Origin of the sequence: Variovorax sp. IB41 (assembly GCF_016405905.1) — a bacterium.
In the GTDB taxonomy this organism is placed as follows: domain Bacteria; phylum Pseudomonadota; class Gammaproteobacteria; order Burkholderiales; family Burkholderiaceae_C; genus Variovorax.
The window spans coordinates 305,611-325,155 of the sequence record NZ_JAEFCB010000002.1 but is presented as its reverse complement, the minus strand read 5'-3'; the positions used below and the strand labels follow the sequence as shown (position 1 = coordinate 325,155).

The 19,545-nt window shown below is 68.2% G+C and carries 18 protein-coding genes; 13 read left to right on the top strand and 5 right to left on the bottom strand.

All coding sequences use genetic code 11. The features are described 5' to 3' along the window. Positions 1–38: 38 nt before the first annotated feature. On the top strand, positions 39–740 hold the full coding sequence (gene trhA / locus JC881_RS08270; RefSeq protein ID WP_198785234.1) for a PAQR family membrane homeostasis protein TrhA: 702 nt from the start codon (positions 39–41) through the stop codon (positions 738–740). Between the two features lie 10 nt (positions 741–750). Here trhA and JC881_RS08265 read toward each other — a convergent pair whose 3' ends face one another. The 3 genes from JC881_RS08265 to JC881_RS08255 are packed head-to-tail and all read right to left on the bottom strand — an operon-like array spanning position 751 to position 2,734. Further along, a complete protein-coding gene (locus tag JC881_RS08265; RefSeq protein ID WP_042580573.1) occupies positions 751–975 on the bottom strand; it encodes a SlyX family protein in 225 nt (74 codons plus the stop codon). Between the two features lie 53 nt (positions 976–1,028). Beyond that, complete coding sequence (locus JC881_RS08260) at positions 1,029–1,925, bottom strand: SDR family NAD(P)-dependent oxidoreductase (protein WP_198785233.1); 897 nt, start codon at positions 1,923–1,925, stop codon at positions 1,029–1,031. Positions 1,926–1,978: 53 nt separating this feature from the next. Further along, positions 1,979–2,734, bottom strand: a complete 756-nt coding sequence (locus JC881_RS08255) for an SDR family oxidoreductase (RefSeq protein ID WP_198785232.1) — start codon at positions 2,732–2,734, stop codon at positions 1,979–1,981. A 126-nt stretch (positions 2,735–2,860) separates the two neighbouring features. Between JC881_RS08255 and JC881_RS08250 the strand changes: the two genes are divergently transcribed. The 3 genes from JC881_RS08250 to JC881_RS08240 all read left to right on the top strand — a co-directional run bounded on the left by JC881_RS08250 (position 2,861) and on the right by JC881_RS08240 (position 4,422). Further along, positions 2,861–3,760 carry a LysR family transcriptional regulator gene (locus JC881_RS08250; protein ID WP_198785231.1) on the top strand — a complete coding sequence of 300 codons (900 nt, stop codon included), beginning with the start codon at positions 2,861–2,863 and terminating at the stop codon, positions 3,758–3,760. A 78-nt stretch (positions 3,761–3,838) separates the two neighbouring features. After that, on the top strand, positions 3,839–4,111 hold the full coding sequence (locus tag JC881_RS08245) for a type II toxin-antitoxin system Phd/YefM family antitoxin (protein WP_198785230.1): 273 nt from the start codon (positions 3,839–3,841) through the stop codon (positions 4,109–4,111). Next, positions 4,108–4,422 carry a type II toxin-antitoxin system RelE/ParE family toxin gene (locus tag JC881_RS08240; RefSeq protein WP_198785229.1) on the top strand — a complete coding sequence of 105 codons (315 nt, stop codon included), beginning with the start codon at positions 4,108–4,110 and terminating at the stop codon, positions 4,420–4,422. Before JC881_RS08245 ends, JC881_RS08240 begins: the two co-directional genes overlap by 4 nt. A 39-nt stretch (positions 4,423–4,461) precedes the next feature. On the opposite strand, the gene JC881_RS08235 is transcribed toward JC881_RS08240, so the two are convergent. Continuing rightward, on the bottom strand, positions 4,462–5,922 hold the full coding sequence (locus JC881_RS08235; RefSeq protein WP_198785228.1) for an AAA family ATPase: 1,461 nt from the start codon (positions 5,920–5,922) through the stop codon (positions 4,462–4,464). Positions 5,923–6,029: 107 nt separating this feature from the next. Then, a complete protein-coding gene (locus JC881_RS08230) occupies positions 6,030–8,546 on the bottom strand; it encodes an ABC transporter permease (RefSeq protein WP_198785227.1) in 2,517 nt (838 codons plus the stop codon). A 198-nt stretch (positions 8,547–8,744) separates the two neighbouring features. Between JC881_RS08230 and JC881_RS08225 the strand changes: the two genes are divergently transcribed. From JC881_RS08225 to JC881_RS08185, 9 genes are all read left to right on the top strand, one after another. Further along, on the top strand, positions 8,745–9,023 hold the full coding sequence (locus tag JC881_RS08225; protein ID WP_233101642.1) for a hypothetical protein: 279 nt from the start codon (positions 8,745–8,747) through the stop codon (positions 9,021–9,023). A 110-nt stretch (positions 9,024–9,133) separates the two neighbouring features. Then, a complete protein-coding gene (gene fdnG, locus JC881_RS08220; RefSeq protein ID WP_198785225.1) occupies positions 9,134–12,211 on the top strand; it encodes a formate dehydrogenase-N subunit alpha in 3,078 nt (1,025 codons plus the stop codon). Positions 12,212–12,214: 3 nt separating this feature from the next. Continuing rightward, positions 12,215–13,192, top strand: a complete 978-nt coding sequence (fdxH, locus tag JC881_RS08215) for a formate dehydrogenase subunit beta (RefSeq protein ID WP_198785224.1) — start codon at positions 12,215–12,217, stop codon at positions 13,190–13,192. Between the two features lie 10 nt (positions 13,193–13,202). After that, on the top strand, positions 13,203–13,826 hold the full coding sequence (locus tag JC881_RS08210) for a formate dehydrogenase subunit gamma (protein WP_198785223.1): 624 nt from the start codon (positions 13,203–13,205) through the stop codon (positions 13,824–13,826). 10 nt (positions 13,827–13,836) lie between these two features. After that, a complete protein-coding gene (gene fdhE / locus JC881_RS08205) occupies positions 13,837–14,868 on the top strand; it encodes a formate dehydrogenase accessory protein FdhE (protein ID WP_198785222.1) in 1,032 nt (343 codons plus the stop codon). After that, the gene (gene selA / locus JC881_RS08200; RefSeq protein WP_198785221.1) at positions 14,868–16,316 is read left to right on the top strand and encodes an L-seryl-tRNA(Sec) selenium transferase; all 1,449 of its coding nucleotides are present in this window, start codon (positions 14,868–14,870) and stop codon (positions 16,314–16,316) included. Before fdhE ends, selA begins: the two co-directional genes overlap by 1 nt. A gap of 49 nt (positions 16,317–16,365) precedes the next feature. Next, a complete protein-coding gene (locus JC881_RS08195) occupies positions 16,366–17,481 on the top strand; it encodes an acyl-CoA dehydrogenase family protein (protein WP_198785220.1) in 1,116 nt (371 codons plus the stop codon). Positions 17,482–17,492: 11 nt separating this feature from the next. After that, positions 17,493–18,353 carry a phosphate/phosphite/phosphonate ABC transporter substrate-binding protein gene (locus JC881_RS08190; RefSeq protein WP_198785219.1) on the top strand — a complete coding sequence of 287 codons (861 nt, stop codon included), beginning with the start codon at positions 17,493–17,495 and terminating at the stop codon, positions 18,351–18,353. After that, the gene (locus JC881_RS08185) at positions 18,319–19,533 is read left to right on the top strand and encodes a ferritin-like domain-containing protein (protein ID WP_198785218.1); all 1,215 of its coding nucleotides are present in this window, start codon (positions 18,319–18,321) and stop codon (positions 19,531–19,533) included. Before JC881_RS08190 ends, JC881_RS08185 begins: the two co-directional genes overlap by 35 nt. Positions 19,534–19,545 lie beyond the last annotated feature (12 nt).

Sequence of the window (19,545 nt, the reverse complement as noted above, 5' to 3'; positions counted from 1 at the left end):
TTGCGGAACCAAAACCGATTCCAGAGGTTCTGTTCCTGATGACGAATAGCCCGCCCGTGCAGCCGCAGCCCTTTCCCGCCGACTCAAAGAAGCCAGCCTCCGCGGCCCGCGACCAGACCGCGATGGAAGAACTCTTCAACGCCCTGAGCCACGGCCTCGGGCTGGCTCTGGCGATCGCCTCGCTGCCGATCCTGGTCTACAGCGCCGCGCAGAAGGGCCAGGCCGCGAGCGTGGTTGGCGTCTCGCTCTTCGCGGGCACGGCCATCGTGCTGTATCTCATCTCCACGCTGTACCACGCGCTGCCGATCGGCCGCGCCAAGGCCTGGTTCAATCGGCTGGACCACGCGGCCATCTACCTGTTCATCGCGGGCAGCTACATGCCTTTTTTGTTCGGCGTGCTGCGCGGGCCGTGGGGGTGGACGCTGTTCGGCGCGATCTGCGCCGCCGCCGCGCTCGGCGTGGGCGCCAAGCTCTTCAACCGGTTGCAGCATCCGCTGTGGTCGACCGGGCTCTATGTGGCGATGGGCTGGATGGCGCTGATGGCGGCGGTGCCGCTGTACGAGCGCATGTCACCGGCGGGGCTGGGTTGGCTCGTGGCCGGTGGGCTTTTCTATACCGCGGGTGCCGTCGTCTTCCTGTTCGACAACAAGGTGCGCTTCGCCCATTCGGTGTGGCACCTCTTCGTGCTGGCCGGCAGCACCTGCCATTTCTTCGCCGTGCTCTGGCACTCGCACGGCTGAGCTTTCTCTTTCAATAGTGCGGCGGCAGTTCGTCGCGCAGGTTACGCGCCGCGCCATCCTGCCCCGCGTTCTGGCTCTGCTGCCGCAGGTGCGCCACCTGCTGGATCAGGCTGTCGATCTGCTGCTGTTGCCGGTAGATCGTCATGTTCAGCTGCTCCAGCAGGTCGTCGGCGTAGCTCGACTTGATTTCGAGTTCGGTCAGGCGCTCCGCGAGCTCGTTCGGTGGATAGTCCATGCCGCTATTGGACAGGAAGATCCACCGGATTTTCGTGACGCCCTCCCCGGCTTTCAGCGCTTGATCTTCGCTTCGAGCAGGTCGCCCATGCCGATGCGGTGCGCGAAGTCGATGCGCACGCGCTCCGACACCTCGAACACTTCCTTGGCGCCATCGCCCACGAAGTCGATCACCGAGCGCATCGGGCGCTGGCCGGCCGGCAGGCCCACGATGCGCACGATCTCGTCGGCCACAGCCTGCGGATCGGCGTCGTCGGGCATCAGCGCCGAGAGGCTCTGGCCGATCCGGTCCATCACGCCGTCGTAGCGGCCGTAGGCGGCCGTGGTGGCAGCGTCGGCGGGCTTGCCGGCGCTCGGGAAGTGGTCGGTGCCCTGGGTGAAGGCGCCGGGCACCATGATCGAGGTCTCGATGCCGAAGCGCGCGATCTCGTAGGCCAGCGTGACGGCCAGCGAATCCATCGCCGCCTTGGCCGCGCCGTAGGGGCCCATGAACGGCGGGAAACCGCCCTTGGTCGTGCTGCTGCTGATCCACAGCATCAAGCCGGACTCTTGCTTGCGCAGGTACGGCAGCACCGCGCGGTTCACGCGCTGGGCGCCGAGCACGTTGGTGTCGAACACCTTGACGATCTCTTCCGGCGTGAAGGCCTCGGTCGGACCGACCACGAGGTGGCCGGCGTTCTGCATCACCACGTCGATGTGGCCCTGCTCGCGCACGATGGTGGCGGCGGCGGCATCGGCCGATGCCTGCGAGAGCACGTCGAGTTCGAGCGGGTGCAGCTGCAGGCCGTGGGCCGCGGCGTAACTGCGCATCTCGGCGGCGCGGCCACTGTTGCGGCCCGCGATGTCGCGCATCGACGCGTAGACCACATGGCCGGCTTCCGCCAGCGATTGCGCGCTGAGCTTGCCGATGCCGGTGCCTGCGCCGGTGACCAGGATGATTTGCTTTTGCATGGTGTTTCTCCGAGAGATCGGGTTGGGTCGAACAGGTGAATGAATGAGCGGATTCAGGCAACGCCGCCGTTGGCGCGCAGGATCTGGCCGTTGACCCAGCCCGCATCGGGACCGGCCAGGAAGGCCACCACCGAGGCGATGTCCTCCGGCTGGCCCAGGCGCTGCAGCGGCGGCATCTTGGCGAAGGCCTGGATCTGCTCGTCGGTCTTGCCGTCCAGAAAGAGCGAGGTCGCGATCGGGCCCGGCGCCACGGCGTTCACCGTGACGTTGCGGCCGCGCAGTTCCTTGGCGAACACGTGCGTGAAGGCCTCGACCGCCGCCTTGGTGGCGTTGTAGATCGCGTAGCCGGGCATGTTCAGCGCGAGCGTGGTGCTCGAGAAGTTGACGATGCGCCCGCCCTCGTTCAACCGCGTGGCCGCTTCGCGCAGCGTGTTGAAGGTGCCGCGCACGTTGATGTCGAAGGTCTGGTCGTAGAGCGCGTCGGTGTGGTCGGCCAGCGGCACGGTCTTGAGCACGCCGGCGTTGTTGACCAGCACGTCGACCTTGCCCAGCTGCGCCTCGACGGTGTCGAACATGACGCGCACTTCGTCGGCGCTGGCCACGTCGGCCTTGACCGCGATGGCCTTGCCGCCGGCTGCCGTGAGTTCGGCGACCAGCGCATCGGCCTGCGCCGAGCCCGTGGCGTAGTTGACGGCGACGGCGAAGCCGTCCTTGGAGAGGCGCTGCGCGACGGCGGCGCCGATGCCGCGCGATGCGCCGGTGACGATGGCGACCCGGGCGTTGCGGATGGTGTTGCTGGTGGTGGTCATGGTGCGATTCCTTTGCAGTGGTTGGTTGGTGAGACGAATGATCGATCGTTCCGTCCAAAAGATAATCACCCGCAAATCGCCAATACAATTCCATTCACTTAAACAATAGCCAGCACGCGCGCCCCCATGGACCGCTTCCAGGAAATGCAGGCCTTCGTGCGCATCGCCGAGCGCCAGAGCTTCACGCAGGCCTCCGAAGACCTGCAGATCCCGCGCGCCACCGTCACCACGCTCATCAAGCGCATGGAAGAGCGCATCGGCACGCGCCTGCTGGAGCGCACCACCCGCACCGTGCGCCTCACGCAGGACGGCGAGGCCTATTACCGCCGCTGCGTGCGCCTGCTGGCCGACATGGAAGAGGCAGAAGGGTCGTTCCGCAACGAGGCGCCCAAGGGCCTGCTGCGCGTGAACCTGCAGGGCACGCTCGCGCGGCACTTCGTGGTGCCGGCGCTGCCGGAATTTCTCGCGCGTTACCCGGAGCTGCAGTTGCACATCGGCGAGGACGACCGGCTCGTCGACCTCGTGCGCGAAGGCGTCGACTGCGTGCTGCGCGCGGGCACGCTGCAGGACTCGTCGATGGTCGGGCGGCGCGTCGCGCTGCTGCCGCAGGTGACGGTCGCGAGCCCCGACTACCTCGCGCGCTACGGCGAGCCCGACAGCATCGAAGCGCTGGCCTCGCACCGCGCGGTCAACTACATCTCCAGCGGCACGGGCAAGGTGGTGCCGCTCGAATTCACGGTGAATGGCCAGGTGACGACCGTGGACCTGCCGGCGACCGTCTCGGTGACCGGCACCGATCTCTACACGGGCTCATCGGTCGCGGGGCTCGGGCTGGTGCAGGTGCCGCGCTACCGCGTGGCCGCCGAGCTCGCGGACGGCCGGCTGAAAGTGCTGATGCCCGATTTCGCGCCGCCGCCGATGCCGGTGACAGTGCTGTATTCGCAGAACCGCCAGCTGTCGGCGCGCGTGCGCGTGTTCACGCAGTGGCTGCGCGACATCTTCGAGGCGGCCGGACATGAGCCATGACGCTGTACGCGGCGTTCAGCAGGAGAAAACCGAATTCAGACCATAACCAGTCCGATCAACCACCACAGGGAGAGCGCAATGAATTTCTCCACGCAGGTCAAACCCATCAGCTATCTCAAGAGCCATGCCGCGGACATCGTGAAGACCCTCTCGGACACCCGCGAGCCCATGGTCATTACCCAGAACGGCGAGGCCAAGCTCGTGGTGATGGATGTGCGCTCTTACGAAGAACAGGAAGCGACCCTCGCCCTCCTGAAAGTCCTGGCGCTCGGCAATCGCGAAATTGAGCAGGGCCAATTCCGGCCTGCGGACGAAGTGTTCGCCGACCTGGACCAAGAACACACCCCATGAAGGTTGTGTTCCTGCGGTCCGCCGAGGCCGACCTGAAGGACCTGCGGCGCTACAACTTCAGCACGGAAACCTGGGCGGCGAGCTACGAAAAGATCAAGCAATCCGTCGCGATGATCCAAGCGCATCCCCTGGCGGGCCGAATTCCGGAGGAGCTGGAAAATCTGAACGCGGCCCAGTACCGGCAAGTCATCTCGGGCATGAACCGCATCATTTACGAAGCACGGGTGGATGTCGCCTACAACCACCTCGTCTGCGACACGCGAAGAGACTTGAAGGGCCTGCTCATGCGGCGCATGGTCGGCGCCGTTTGAGATCGAACGTATCCGCCGCCTGAGAGGTGCGACGCAGGCTTATGCCACGTACGCCAGCGGGCTCTCCGCCTGCTCGCCGGCTGTTCCCGATGGTGCCTCGACAGGCGCTGCATTCGCCCGAGCCAGCGCGATCGCCGCCTTCAACGGATAGAGCGTCCGCGCATCGCCTTCGGCCTTGTTGCTCACCGTCGTGCCCGCGGCCTCGCTCATGCTGGCGGTGCGCACCGCATCCAGCCGGTGCACGGGCACCATGAACGGCGAGTGCGTCGTGTAGACGATCTGGTTGCCGAAGTCGTGTTCGAAGTGTGCGAGCAGGTCGGCCTGCGAGTGCGCATGCAGGTGCAGGCCGGGCTCGTCCAGCAGCAGGATCGCGTCGCCCGCGCCCCGCGTGTCCGCAAAGAACGTGATGTAGAACGAGAAGAACCACTGGAAGCCGCGGCTGCGCTCGTCCAGGTTCACCTCCACCTCGTAGGCGCCGTTCGGGTCGGACACCAGCGTGTCCATGTACGGGCCGTCGAGGTTGAAGCGGACCTTGAGTTCGCGGTCTTTCCATACGCGGCGGATCTCCGACGTGACGACCGAGCCGGCGCGGTTCGCGAGCTGGTTGCGCGTGGCCTGGTCGTTCTTCTCGAGCAGGTCCTGCAGTTGCTGCGGATCGAGCCCCGCGACCTTGCAGAGCTTCTCGAAGCTGCGCTGCTCGGGCGTCGCCTGGCCCCAGCCCTTGCGCACGAGGTGGTCGGCGATGTTCTGGCGGCCGGGCAGCGCGGGGTATTCGTCCACGTACACGAAGCGCGGCAGTTTCTCGAGCACCCATTGCCTGGCCTTCGCGAGCGCGGGCGTGTCGTTGGCGATCGCGCGGGCCATGTCCTCCAGCTCGGCCAGCATCTGCTCCTGCTTGTCGCTGAGCTCGGCATCGGCCGCGGCCATCGCCTTGCGCAAGGCCTGCAGCGCCTTCACCGCGCCTTCGGACCACCTGATGTAGTCGGGGCTCGGGATCATCGCGGCATCGAAGGCATCGGCTTCCTGTTCCAGCGTGGCGCGGGCGCCTTCCGCGACCTTCTCGGCAGCGGCCTTGACGGCGGGCACGATCTTGCGGACCTTGCCCTTGATGTCCGACACGTCGAGCGAGAGTTCGCCGAGGCCCTCGAAGCCGGTCCAGCGCATCGCGGCATAGCCACGGCCCGCGGTGACGTGGCGCACGTCCGATGCACGCGGAAGGATGGCCTTGAGTTCGGCGCGTTCGCTCTCGTCGAGCGCCCAGCGCGTTGCGACGACGGGCGTGTCGCCCTGGCATTCCTCCAGGCGCCGGTGCCGCGGAAAGTCCTTGATCGGACTGAGTTCGATGAGGCCTTCGGCCGGGTTCAGGCTGTGCAGCGCGCGCAGCAGGTTCGACTTGCCGCTGTCATTTCGACCGAGGATCGCCGTGATCTGTGGGGAGTCGATGGGGCCGCTGTCGTTGATCGAGCGAAAGTTGGTGATCTGGAATGACGCCAAGCGCATGCAGGAATTTCTCTTCTTGAAATGGATACGGGGCCGGGGAATGTATTGCATCCCCGGCCCCGTCTTGCCGATCGCGAAAGAAAAAAACTGTACGTCGTTGCCGGTGCCTATTCGGCCGCGCGGCGCAGCGTGTCGACCACCGGCCGGCGCAGCACGTCGCGCAGGCCCCACCACCCCGCCGCCAGCGCGAGCACCGCGCCGGCCAGCGCGCCCGCGACGGGCACGAGCGGCGATGCGGTCCAGGTGAACTCGAACACGTAGCGCGCGAGCCCCCAGCCGATCACCGAGGCCACGATGCTCGCGAGAAAGCCCGCGAGCAGGCCCACGCCGATCAGCTCGGCGCGCTGCACCTGCCGCAACAGACTCGCGCGCGCGCCCACCGCGCGCATCACCGCGAACTCGCGCGCACGTTCTTCGCGTGTCGCAGTCACCGCGGCGAAGAGCACGACCAGCCCCGCCGCGAGCGTGAAGCCGAACAGGAACTCCACCGCGCGGATCACCTGGTCGAGCACGCGCTGCACCTGGTTGATGGTCGCGCTCATGTCCACGTTGGTCACGTTCGGGTAGCTGCGCACCAGCGCGTTGTCGAAGCCGCGCGTCTCGGGCGCGCGGAAGGCGCCCATGTAGGTGACCGGCACGTCGGGCAGCGACGCCACCGTGTACATCACGAAGAAGTTGGCGTGCAGCGAACCCCAGTCGACCTTGCGCAGCGACGTGATGCGCGCGTCGTTCTGCATGCCGCCGATGTCGAAGCGCAGCGTGTCGCCCAGCTTCAAACCGAGCGTGTCGGCCAGGCCTTCTTCGACGCTCACTTCGCCCGCCGCACCGGGCTTCCACGCGCCCGCGGTGATGCTGTTGTGCGCAGGCGCCTCCATGGCGTTGCTCAGGTTGAACTCGCGGTCCACCAGGCGCTTGGCGCGGTCTTCCACGTAGTCGTCGGGGGTCACCGGCTTGTCGTTGATGGCGACCAGGCGGCCGCGAATCATCGGGTACCAGTCGAACTTGCCCACGCCCGCATCGCGCAGCGACTTCTGGAACGCATCGCTCTGGTCCGGCATCACGTTGATGACGAAGCGGTTCGGCGCATCGGGCGGCGTGGCCTTGCGCCAGCTCGCGACGAGGTCGGTGCGCAGCAGCACCAGCAACACCAGCGCCAGGAGGCCGACCGCGAGCGCGCTGACCTGCACCACGGCATAGGCCGGCCGCGCCGAGATCTGCCGCGTGGCCAGCACCAGCCAGCGCGGCGCGGTGGTCTCGTTGACGCTGCGGCGCAGCACCTTCACCGCGAGCCAGCTGAGCAATGCGAACACGGCCACGGCACCCGCGAAACCGCCGACCGCGATGAGGCCCAGCTTGATGTCGCTGCTCGCCGCCATCAGCAGCGCGGCGAAACCCGCCACGCCGATCCCCAGCACCGCGAGCGATGCGGGCTTGAGCCCGCCCACGTCGCGCCGGATCACTCGCAGCGGCGGCACGCGCGCCAGCTGCAGCACCGGCGGCAGGCCGAAGGCGAACAGCAGCGTGAGCCCCATGCCGAGGCCGAACGCCACCGGCCACAACGTGGCGGCGGGCAGCGCGGTCTCCACCAGCCCGGCCAGCAGCAGCACGAACACGTAGTGCACCGCGAAGCCGATCGCCACGCCGATGCCGCTCGCCACGAGGCCGATCACCGCGAACTCGAAGGCATAGGCCATCGCGATGGTGCGCTGGCTCTGGCCGAGCACGCGCAGCATCGCGCAGTCGTCCAGGTGGCTGGCCGCGAAGCCGCGCGCGGCCAGCGCCACGGCCACGGCCGAGAGCAGCGCCGCGAGCAGCGCGACGAGGCTGAGGAATTTTTCGGCGCGGTCGAGCGTCTGGCGCATCTCGGGCCGGCCGCCCTCGAAGGAGTCGAGCCGCACGCCGCGCAACTCGCCCTTCTTGATGCTGGCCTCGGCCCAATCGGTGAAGCGCTTGACCGCCGCATCGCTGCCCGCCACCGCATACCGGTAGCCCACGCGGCTGGCCGGCTGCACGAGGCCGGTGCGGGCCACGTCGGACTGATTGAGCATCACGCGCGGCGAAAAGCTCATGAAGCCGGCGCCGCGGTCGGGCTCCAGCGTGATGATGCGGCCCACGCGCAGGCTCGTGTCGCCAAGGAGCAGCGGGTCGCCGATCTTCAGGCCCAGCGAATCGAGCAGCGAGGCATCGACCCACGCCTCGCCGGCCGGCGGGATGTCGCGCGTGATCGCGCCCGGCCCGGCGAAGGTGGTCGAGGTCTGCAGGTTGCCGCGCAACGGATAACCCGCGGTCACCGCCTTCAACGCCACCAGCTTGCTCGCGCCGCCTTGCACGTCGTCGGCCCGCGCCATGGTGGGAAAGCCATAGGTGGCGGTGCCTTCCAGGCCCAGCGATCTGGCCTGCGCGATGAAGGCCTCGGGCGTCGGGTTGTCGCTCACGATCACCGCATCGCCGCCCAGCAACTGCCGCGCATCGCGCTTCAACCCGCCCTGCAGCCGGTCGGCGAAGAAGCCGACGGCCGTGAGTGCGGCCACGGCCAGCAGCACGGCAACGATCAAGAGGCGCAGCTCGCCGGCGCGCAGGTCGCGCCAGAGGGTGCGCCAGCCAAGGCGGAGGGAGTCGGTCATGGCGCGAACGATAGCCGACGCCTAACGCGACAGGCGGATTCAAGGGTTATTGCGCCCTCCGAGGCCCTTGATCGCGGCGGCATGCTGTCGCATGATGCGAAAAAAGCATCTTGTTGCCAGTGTCGGCAACACCAGAGGCCATAAAAACAGCCGGACCGCCTTCCCCCACAAGGAGTGTCGATGTCACGATGTCAGCGCTTGCAAACCGTCGGCCTTTGCCTGGCCCTGGGTTTGCTCCTGAGCGCCTGCGATCCCAAGCCCACCGCGGCTGCGGGCGGCGCGGCGCCCTCTTCCAGCACCGGCGCCAGCCCGAGCGGCGTCAAGCCCGCCGACTCCGGCGACAAGGTCGATCCCACCTCCGCCCACAAAGGCCCGTCCGAAGGCGGCGCAGCCGTGGGCGGCATGAGCGGCCAGGGCGGTGCCTCCTCCGGCGGCACGCCCGCGCCGAGCGGCGGCGACGGCACGGCACCCAAATAGCGGCCGCATGGCCGGCCCCGCTTTTTTCGTTTTCCCGTTTTTCTTTCCCACGTAAAACAGAAGAAGACCCCGATGAAACAACCGACTTCACCGATGCAGGAGGCCATGTCATGGACATAAGCCGCCGGCAATTCTTCCGTGTCAGCAGCGCGGGCCTGATCGGCTCGAGCATCGTGGCGCTCGGCTTCTCGCCGACCGCGGCGCTGGCCGAGGCGCGCAACTTCAAGCTCGCGCGCACCACCGAGACGCGCAACACCTGCCCGTACTGCTCGGTGGGCTGCGGGCTCATCATGTACAGCCTGGGCGACAAGGCCAAGAACGTGGTGTCCGACATCCTCCATATCGAGGGCGATGCCGACCACCCCGTGAACCGCGGCACGCTGTGCCCCAAGGGCGCGGGCCTGCTGGACTTCGTGCACAGCCCCATGCGGCTGAAGTACCCCGAAGTGCGCGAGGCCGGCAGCACCGAGTGGAAGCGCATCGGCTGGAACGAGGCGCTGGACCGCATCGCCAAGCTGCTCAAGGCCGACCGCGACGCCAACTTCCAGACCACCAACGCCGACGGCAAGACCGTCAACCGCTGGACCAGCTCGGGCATGCTCTGCGCCTCGGCCTCGTCCAACGAAACCGGGTACATCACGCACAAGGCATTCCGCTCGACCGGGATGCTGGTGTTCGACAACCAGGCACGCGTTTGACACGGACCTACGGTGGCCAGTCTGGCCCCGACGTTCGGACGCGGTGCGATGACCAACCACTGGCAGGACATCCAGAACGCGGATGTCGTGCTGATCATGGGCGGCAACGCCGCGGAGGCGCACCCGTGCGGCTTCAAGTGGGTCATCGAGGCCAAGAAGCAGAACAAGGCGCGCCTTGTCGTGGTGGACCCGCGCTTCACGCGCTCGGCCGCCATGGCCGACTACTACGCACCGGTGCGCGCGGGCTCGGACATCGCGTTCCTCGCGGGGGTCATCAACTTCCTTTTGAGCAACGACAAGATCCAGACGGAGTACGTACGCAACTACACCAACGCGACCTTCATCGTCGGGCCTGACTACAAGTTCGAGGACGGCATCTTCAGCGGCTACAACGCCGAGAAGCGCAACTACGACCCCAAGTCGTGGAACTACGCGCTGGACGAAGCCGGCATGGCCAAGGTCGACATGACCATGCAGGACCCGCAGTGCGTGCTGCAGGTGATGAAGCGCCACTATTCGCGCTACACGCCCGAGCTGGTGAGCCGCATCACCGGCACGCCGCAGGACAAGTTCCTGAAGGTGTGCGAGTACATCGCGAGCACCAGCGTGCCCACACGCACCATGACCATCATGTATGCCCTGGGCTGGACGCAGCACAGCCAGGGCTCGCAGATGATCCGCACGGGCGCGATCGTGCAGCTCTTGCTCGGCAACATCGGCGTGCCCGGCGGCGGCATGAACGCGCTGCGCGGCCACAGCAACATCCAGGGCCTGACGGACCTGGGGCTCTTGTCGAACTCGCTGCCCGGCTACATGTCGCTCGCGCGGGACAGCGAGCAGAACCTGCCCGACTACTACAAGACCCGGGCGCTGAAGGCGCTGCGTCCCAACCAGATGAGCTACTGGCAGAACTACCCCAAGTTCTTCGTCAGCATGCAGAAGTCGTGGTGGGGCGACGCGGCCACGGCCGAGAACGAGTGGGCCTTCCACTACCTGCCCAAGATCGACAAGCTCTACGACATCCTGCAGGCCTTCGAGCTCATGAGCCAGGGCAAGCTCAACGGCTACATCTGCCAGGGCTTCAACCCGGTGGGCTCGTTCCCGGACAAGAAGAAGATCATCGAGGGGCTCTCCAAGCTCAAGTTCCTCGTCACCATCGATCCGCTGCAGACCGAGACCAGCGAGTTCTGGCGCAACTTCGGCGAGTTCAACGACGTCAAGACCACCGACATCCAGACCACGGTGTTCCGCCTGCCATCGACCTGCTTCGCGGAAGAAGACGGCTCGCTCACCAACTCCAGCCGCTGGCTGCAGTGGCACTGGAAGGGCGCGGAGCCGCCGGGCGAAGCCAAGGGCGACATCGAGATCGTGGCGGGCATCTTCAGCCGCATGCGCCAGGCCTACATCAAGGACGGCGGCGCCTTCCCCGACCCGATCGTCAAGCTCACGTGGCCCTACAAGATCGCGCACTCGCCCTCGGCGCAAGAGCTGGCGATGGAATACAACGGCCGCGCGCTCACCGACCTGCTCGATCCGAAGGACCCGAGCAAGCCGCCGACGGCCAAGGCCGGCGAGCAGCTCTCGGGCTTCGGCCTGCTGCGCGACGACGGCTCGACCGCCTCGGGCTGCTGGATCTACGCCGGCGCCTGGACGCAGGCGGGCAACCAGATGGCGCGGCGCGACAACGCCGATCCCTACGGCATCGGCATGGTGCAGAACTGGGCGTGGGCGTGGCCGGCGAACCGGCGCATCCTCTACAACGGCGCCTCGACCGATCCGGCGACCGGCAAGGCGTGGATCGCGCGGCGCAGCCTCGTCGCGTGGAACGGCAAGGCATGGACAGGCGCCGACGTGCCCGACATCCGGCCCGATGCGAACCCGATGGAAGCCGAGGCGGTGCGCCCCTTCATCATGACGGCCGAAGGCGTGGCGCGGCTCTTCGCGCCCACCGGCATGGCCGAGGGACCGCTGCCCGAGCACTACGAGCCCTTCGAGTCGCCGCTGGTGAACAACCTGATGCACCCGAACAACCCGAAGGCGCGCGCCAATCCCGCGGCGCGCATCTTCAAGGGCGACCTGGAGCGCCTGGGCGTGCCGAAGGACTTCCCGTACGTGGCGACCAGCTACCGGCTCACCGAGCACTTCCACTACTGGACGAAGAACGTGCGCACCTCGGCCATCATCCAGCCGCAGCAGTTCGTGGAGATCGGCGAGGAGCTTGCCAAGGACAAGGGCATCGCCAACGGCGACATGGTGAAGGTCTGGAGCAAGCGCGGCTTCATCAAGGCCGTGGCGCTGGTGACCAAGCGCATCGTCGGGCTGCAGGTCGATGGCCGCACGGTGCACACGGTGGGCCTGCCGAACCACTGGGGGTTCGTGGGCATCGCGAAGCCGGGGTACCTGGTGAACACGCTCACGCCCTTCGTGGGTGATGCGAACACGCAGACGCCCGAGTACAAGTCGTTCACCGTGAATATCGAGAAGGCATAAGCGATGTCATCCCTCCAAACCCTGGACATCGCCGCCCGCTCGGCCACGACCACGCCGTCGCCCGACATCCGCAGCCGCCCGCAGGTGCAGGAAGTGGCCAAGCTGATCGACGTGTCGACCTGCATCGGCTGCAAGGCCTGCCAGGTCGCGTGCATGCAGTGGAACGACCTGCGCGACGAGGTCGGCACCACGCATGGCACCTACGACAACCCGAACGACCTCACGCCCGCCTCGTGGACCGTGATGCGCTTCTCGGAGGTCGAGCCCGAGGCCGGCAAGCTCGAATGGCTGATCCGCAAGGACGGCTGCATGCACTGCGACGACCCCGGGTGCCTCAAAGCCTGCCCGGCGCCGGGCGCGATCATCAAGTACAGCAACGGCATCGTCGACTTCATCAGCGAACACTGCGTGGGCTGCGGCAACTGCGTGACGGGCTGCCCGTTCGACGTGCCGCGCATCAGCAAGGCCGACAACAAGGCCTACAAGTGCTCGCTGTGCTCCGACCGCGTGGGCGTGGGCCTGGAGCCGGCGTGCGTGAAGGCCTGCCCCACCGGCGCGCTGCACTTCGGCACCAAGGAGGACATGCACGAGTACGCCTCGGAGCGCATCGTCGACCTGAAGGACCGGGGCTTCGCCAACGCCGGCGTGTACGACCCGGCCGGCGTGGGCGGCACGCACGTCATGTACGTGCTGCAGCATGCCGACCGCCCGGGCCTGTACGCCAACCTGCCGAAAGACCCGCACATCAGCCCGCTGGTGTCGCTCTGGAAGGGCGTGGCCAAGCCGCTCGCGATGGTCGCGATGATCGGCGCGGTGGTCGGCAGCTTCTTCCACTACATGAAGACCGGGCCGATCGAGCCGAAGGACGAGCACCCGGATGCCGACCTCGATGGCCGGCCCGACGACGTGGTGGTGATCGAGGAGCCGCCCGCATCGGCTGCCCGGCCCGTCGAACCGCCCCGCGACGCACCCCGTGCATGAGGAGAACGCGATGACCCGCTACTACCTTCGCCGCTACCGCGACGCCACGCGCATGAACCACTGGTTCGTCGCGATCATGTTCTTCGCGGCCGCGCTCTCGGGCCTGGCCTTCTTCCACCCGAGCCTGTTCTTCTTGAGCACGCTCTTCGGCGGCGGCCAGTGGACGCGCATCCTGCATCCCTTCATGGGCCTTTTGATGGTGCTGGGCTTCGCGTTCCTGTTCTTCACGATGTGGCGCGAGAACCTCATGGACCGCGGCGACCGCGACTGGATCAAGAACGCGCCCAAGCTGCTCAAGGGCGACAAGTCCAGCATGCCGCCGGTGGGCAAATACAACGCCGGGCAGAAGCTGGTGTTCTGGGCCTTCGGCATCAGCCTCTTGCTGCTGCTGGTGACGGGCTTCATGTTCTGGAGCCCGTGGTTCGTCGGCTTCTTCCCGATCCTCGTGCGGCGCATCGCGGTGGTGGTGCATGCGGTCTCGGCGGTGGTGCTGATCCTCTCGGTCATCACGCACATCTACGCCGCGCTGTGGGTCAAGGGCAGCATCCGCGCGATGACGCGCGGCACTGTCACCGAGGGATGGGCCAAGCTGAACCATCCCCTGTGGCATCGCAAAATGACGCGCGGTGAGTGATACTGCGCCGATGACGAGCCCCACCGGTACGCCGCCACCGATCCGAACCACGCGCGTCCTCGACCCCGAGCAGATCGCCATGCAGGCGGGGCGGCAGATGCCGTTCCTGCGCCTGCCGGTGCGCGCGGCCGTGTTCTCCGACCGGCAGCTGCGGCTGCGCCAGCTCGCGGCCTCGCATCCGATGCGCGAGTACCTCCTCTTCATCGCCGATCTCGCGCAGGCGCAGCACCAGGTGCTGCAGGACCATCCGGCCGTCGCGCTCCCCGAAACCGAAGCGCTCGAAGCCGCCGCGAAAGTGCTCAAGCCGCCGATGCCCGCCTTCGGCTGGACGCGCGATGCGGTGTGGCGCACGCAGCTGCGGCGCCTGCTCGGCCTCTTTCGCGCGCGCCTCCCGGAAGGCCCGGCGCGCGACACGCTCGACCGCGTGGTGGCCGCCGACGACGCCTGGCTCGACCAGCAGGCCGACCTGCTCTCGCGCCGCATCATGTTCGGCCTCGACCTGGCCGCTGCGCCGCTGATCGCCTCCGGCTTGCAGGCCTACTGGACGCAGCTCGTGCTGCAGGTGGCCGAGCGCAACGGCGAGAACATTTTCGGCCGCACCGATCCCGGCAACGAGTGCCCGTGCTGCGGCAGCGCGCCCACCGCGAGCATCACGCGCATCGGCGCGGACGAAGCGGGCTTTCGCTACCTGCACTGCTCGCTGTGCAGCACCGAGTGGCACTACGTGCGCATCAAGTGCACGCACTGCGAAAGCACCAAGGGCATCCACTTCGAATCGCTCGCGCCCGAACCCGGCATCGAGCTGCCCGCCACCGGCGCGCGCGAAGGCGCAGTGAAGGCCGAGTGCTGCGACAGCTGCGGCCACTACCTGAAGCAGATCGCGATGGAGCGAGACCCGGAGGTCGAACCTGTGGCCGATGACCTGGCGAGCGTCACGCTCGACCTGCTCGTCTCCGAAGCCGGACATCAGCGCAGCGGCCACAACCTGATGCTGCTGTTCGGCGACCCCGAAGAAATCCTCGACGACGGCGGGGGCGGCTGATGGCAGCGCCCGAAGAGTCCGTGGTCCACGGCTCGACGGCAAGGCCCCAGGATCTGCCTTCTGTCGATCAACTGCTGCGCGCCGATGCGCCGCGTGCCCTCTTGGCCGAGCACGGCCGCACCCTCGTTGTCGGTGAAGCGCGCGCGCTGCTCGAAGGGCTTCGCGCACGTGCGGTGGCCGGCAAGCTCGCAGCAACGGAAGTACAGCCGCAAGCACTGAGCGATGCGCTCGCCGTCCGCGTGCAAGGCCGCCTCGCGCCGCGCATGCGCGCCGTGCTGAACCTCACCGGCACCGTCATCCACACCAACCTCGGCCGCGCGCTGCTGGCCGATTCGGCACTGCAGCGCTTGCTCGCGGTGATGACCTCACCCAACAACCTCGAGTACGACCTGGCCACCGGCAGCCGCGGCGACCGCGATTCACTGGTCGAGGAGTTGCTCTGCACCATCACCGGCGCCGAGGCCGCGACGGTGGTCAACAACAACGCGGCCGCGGTGCTGCTGACCATCGCGGCGCTCGCGCGCGAGCGCGAAGTGATCGTCTCGCGCGGCGAACTGGTGGAGATCGGCGGCGCCTTCCGCATGCCCGACGTGATGGCCAGCGCCGGCGCGCGCATGGTCGAGGTGGGCACCACCAACCGCACGCACCCGCAGGACTACGAGCGCGCCATCAACGCGCAGACCGCGCTCGTGATGAAGGTGCACACCAGCAACTACGCGGTGCAGGGCTTCACGGCGGCGGTGGATGAAGCCACGCTCGCCGGCATCGCGCACGCGCGCGGCGTGCCGCTGGCCACCGACCTGGGGAGCGGCTCGCTCGTCGACCTGGCGCACTACGGCCTGCCGCGCGAGCCGCTGCCGCAGGAGATGCTCGCGGCCGGCTGCGACGTGGTCACGTTCTCGGGCGACAAGCTGCTGGGCGGCCCGCAGGCCGGGCTCATCGTCGGCAGCAAGGAGGCCGTGGGCCGCATCCGCAAGTTTCCGATGAAGCGCGCGCTGCGCATGAGCAAGCTGCCGCTGGCCGCGCTCGAAGCCACGCTCTCGCTGTACCTGCGGCCCGAGCGGCTCGCCAAAGACCTGCCGACGCTGCGCCTGCTCACGCGCCCCGCCGATGCGATCCGCGAAATGGCCGAGGCGCTCTTGCCAGCCGTGCAGGCGGCCGTGTCGCCGCGCTTCACCGTCGAAGTGGTGCCGCTGCTGGGCCAGATCGGCTCGGGCTCGCTGCCAGTGGAGCGCCTGCCTTCGGCCGGCCTCGCGCTCGCACCGGCCGGCACCGCGAAGAAGGGCCTGGGCACGGCGCTCGACAAGCTCGCCACCGCCCTGCGCGGCCTGCCGCTGCCGGTGATCGGCCGCATCGCGGAAGACCGCCTCCTTCTCGACCTGCGCTGCCTCGAAGACAGCGCCCCCTTCACGGCCCAGCTCGGCGAATTGCGCGAGCGGCTGGTGTAGTTCCCTTCCCCGACCTCAACCCTCAACCCTTAACCCCTCAGGAGAAGCGATGAATCCCCTCGACGTGCTCGCCGGTATCGAAACGGAAACGCTGCAGCCCTTGGCCTTGCGCACCGACAGCGAGGCACGCTTTCCACGAGAGACGATCCAGGCGCTGGGCAAGGCGGGCCTCCTGGGCCTGGTCTCGGCCACGTCGGTCGGCGGCCAGGGCCTGGGCCTGAAGGAAGCCGCGCAGGTGGTCTCGCGCATCGCGCAGACCTGCCCTTCCACCGCGATGGTGGTGTGCATGCACTACTGCGCCACCGCCGTGCTCGAGCAGCAGGGTCCCGAGGCCGTGCGCAAGGCGATCGCCGAAGGCAAGCACCTGGGCACGCTCGCTTTTTCCGAAGCCGATTCGCGCAGCCATTTCTGGGCGCCGACCGGCACCGCCCGCGCGGACGGCGCGAACGTGGTGCTGGATGCGCGCAAGAGCTGGGTCACCTCCGCCTTCGAGGCCGACAGCTACGTCTGGTCGAGCAAGCCGCTCGCGGCCGAAGGCGCGAGCACGCTGTGGCTGGTCGATGCGAAGTCCGACGGCCTCACCCAGCCCGGCCGCTTCGATGGCCTGGGCCTGCGCGGCAATGCCTCCACGCCGATCACCGCGACGAACGTGCGCATCGGCGCCGACGCACGCCTGGGCGAAGACGGCAAAGGCTTCGACACGATGATGGGCGTGGTGCTGCCCTGGTTCTCGGTGCTGAGCGCGGCGTGCTCCGTCGGGCTCATGGAAGGCGCATTGAGCCGCGCCATCGGCCATGTGAGCCAGACCAAGCACGTGCACCTCGATTCGTCGCTGGCGGACCTGCCCACCATCCGCGCCTACCTCGCGCGCGCCCGCATCAAGACCGACATGGTGCAGACGCTGCTCGACGACACCGTGGCCGCCATCGGCGCGGGCCGTGCCGACACCATGCTGCGCGTGCTCGAAGTGAAGGCGGGCGCGGCGGAAACCGCACTCGAAGTGACCGACATCGCCATGCGCGTGTGCGGCGGCGCGGCGTTCCGCAAGGAAGCCGGCATCGAGCGCCTGTTCCGCGATGCGCGCGCATCGAGCGTGATGGCACCCACCTCCGACGTGCTCTACGACTTCATCGGCAAGGCCATCACCGGCCTGCCGCTTTTCTGAAAGGCGCCCCGATGTCCGAACCGACGTTGATCATGGGCGCGGTCGCCTACGCGCCCAAGGTCGTCACCATCTGGGAGGGCTTCAAGGCCTTCTTCGCGAAGAACGGCCTGGCCTTCGACTACGTGCTGTATTCGAACTACGAAAAGCAGGTCGAGGCGCAGTTCGACGGCACGCTGCACCTGGCGTGGAACTCGCCGCTCGCGTGGGTGCGCGCCGACCGCATCGCGCGCAGCCGCGGCCAGCAGGTGCAGGCCGTGGCGATGCGCGACACCGACTGCGACCTGCGCTCGGCCATCGTCGTGCGCGCCGACAGCCCGGTGCAGACGCTGGCCGACCTGCGCGGCAGGACGGTGGGCATGGGCGCGCTCGATTCGCCGCAGGCCACGCTGATCCCGCTGGACCACCTGCGCAGCGAAGGCCTCGTGAAGCCGCGCGACTTCTTGCTGCGTTACTTCGACGTGCTCGGCGGCAAGCACGGCGACCACATCGGCGGCGAGCGCGATGCGGCGGTGGCGCTGATGGCGGGCGAGGTCGATGCCTGCTGCCTCATCGACGGCAACCACCTGGCCTTCGGCCTCGATGGCACGCTGCCTTCGGGCAGCACGCGCGTCATCGCGCGCACCGGTGCCTACGACCACTGCAACTTCACCACCAGCCCCGGCGCGCCCGCCGCGCTGATCGATCGCTTCGTCGCGCTGCTGATGGCGATGCGCTGGGACGATGCGCAGGTGCGGCCGCTGCTCGAGCTCGAGGGCCTGCGCGAATGGCGCGCCGGCCGCACCAGCGGCTACGCGCTGCTCGAGCGCGCGGTGGACGACGAGAACTTCTACAGCCGCGATGGCGCCATCCTCAACGCCGACTATCGATATTGAGTCGCTGGGCCTGGACCAGGGCGCCCTGCTGCTCATTCGCCGCGCGCTGGCCGAACGGCCGGTGGGGGGCGAGCTGCAGGTGCGCGGGCGCTCGCCGGACTGGGAGATGCACCTGCAAGCGTGGTGCCGCAGCCAGGGGCATCCGCTGCGCTTCGACACCGTGGAGGGACGGTCGCAAGCCCGCATCACGCGCGGCCCGCATGCCGAAGGACGTTGGCGCGATGCGCAGGCGACGGGTACCGCGCTCGGCGACATCAACGGCGCGCCCGCCGACGATGCCGAAGCAGGCTGGGGCCTGGCCGCACGCGGCGCCACCGTCGAGGCGGGCAGCCCGAACTTCTTCTTCGCACTGCATCGCCGCCACGAGCTCTGGGCCGCGACGGCGGGCGAGCTCTACCGACAGGCCGCGGCCGCGCAGTGGGACCCGGCGACCGCCATCGACTGGGATGCCGCGTTCGACCTGCCGCCCGCCATCGAATCTGCCGTGGTGCAGGTGATGACCTACCTCATCGAGAACGAGAACGCCGCGCTGCTCGTGCCCGCGCGGCACCTCGGGCAGATCCACCCGCACTTTCGCGAGGTGCTGCAGCTGCTTGCCCTGCAATGCGCCGACGAGGCGCGGCACGTCGAGGTGTTCACGCGGCGCGCCACGCTGCGCGGCCACGAGCCCGCGCTCTCGACGGCGGGCGGGCAGGCGTCGCTGCGCACGCTGTTCGATGCGCCGGATTTCTCGGTCGCCACCTTTTTGCTCGCCGTGCTGGGCGAAGGCAGCTTCGTGAACCTGCTGAATTTCCTGCAGGCGAACGCGCCCGACCCGGTGACGCGGCAGATCGCGCGGCTCACCGCGCGCGACGAGGCGCGGCACGTGGCCTTCGGCATGGCGCACCTGGAATACCGGCTCTCGGTGCAGCCCGACTACCAATCGAAGTTGCGCAACGCGATCGAGGTGCGCTACGACGCGCTGGCCAGCACCGCGGGGCTCAACGAGGAAGTGTTCGATGCGCTCGTGCTGCTCGCGGCGGGCGAGCTGTCGCCGGCCGCCATCGCGCGCGGCCACGCGGCCGTGCAGCAGTTGCAGCGCGACATGGCCGCGGGCCGGCGTGCGCGCCTCGCGCGGCTGGGGTTCGAGCGCGACGAGGCGGAGCGGCTCTCCGCGCTGCACACGCGCAACTTCATGTGACGGGGCCGACGC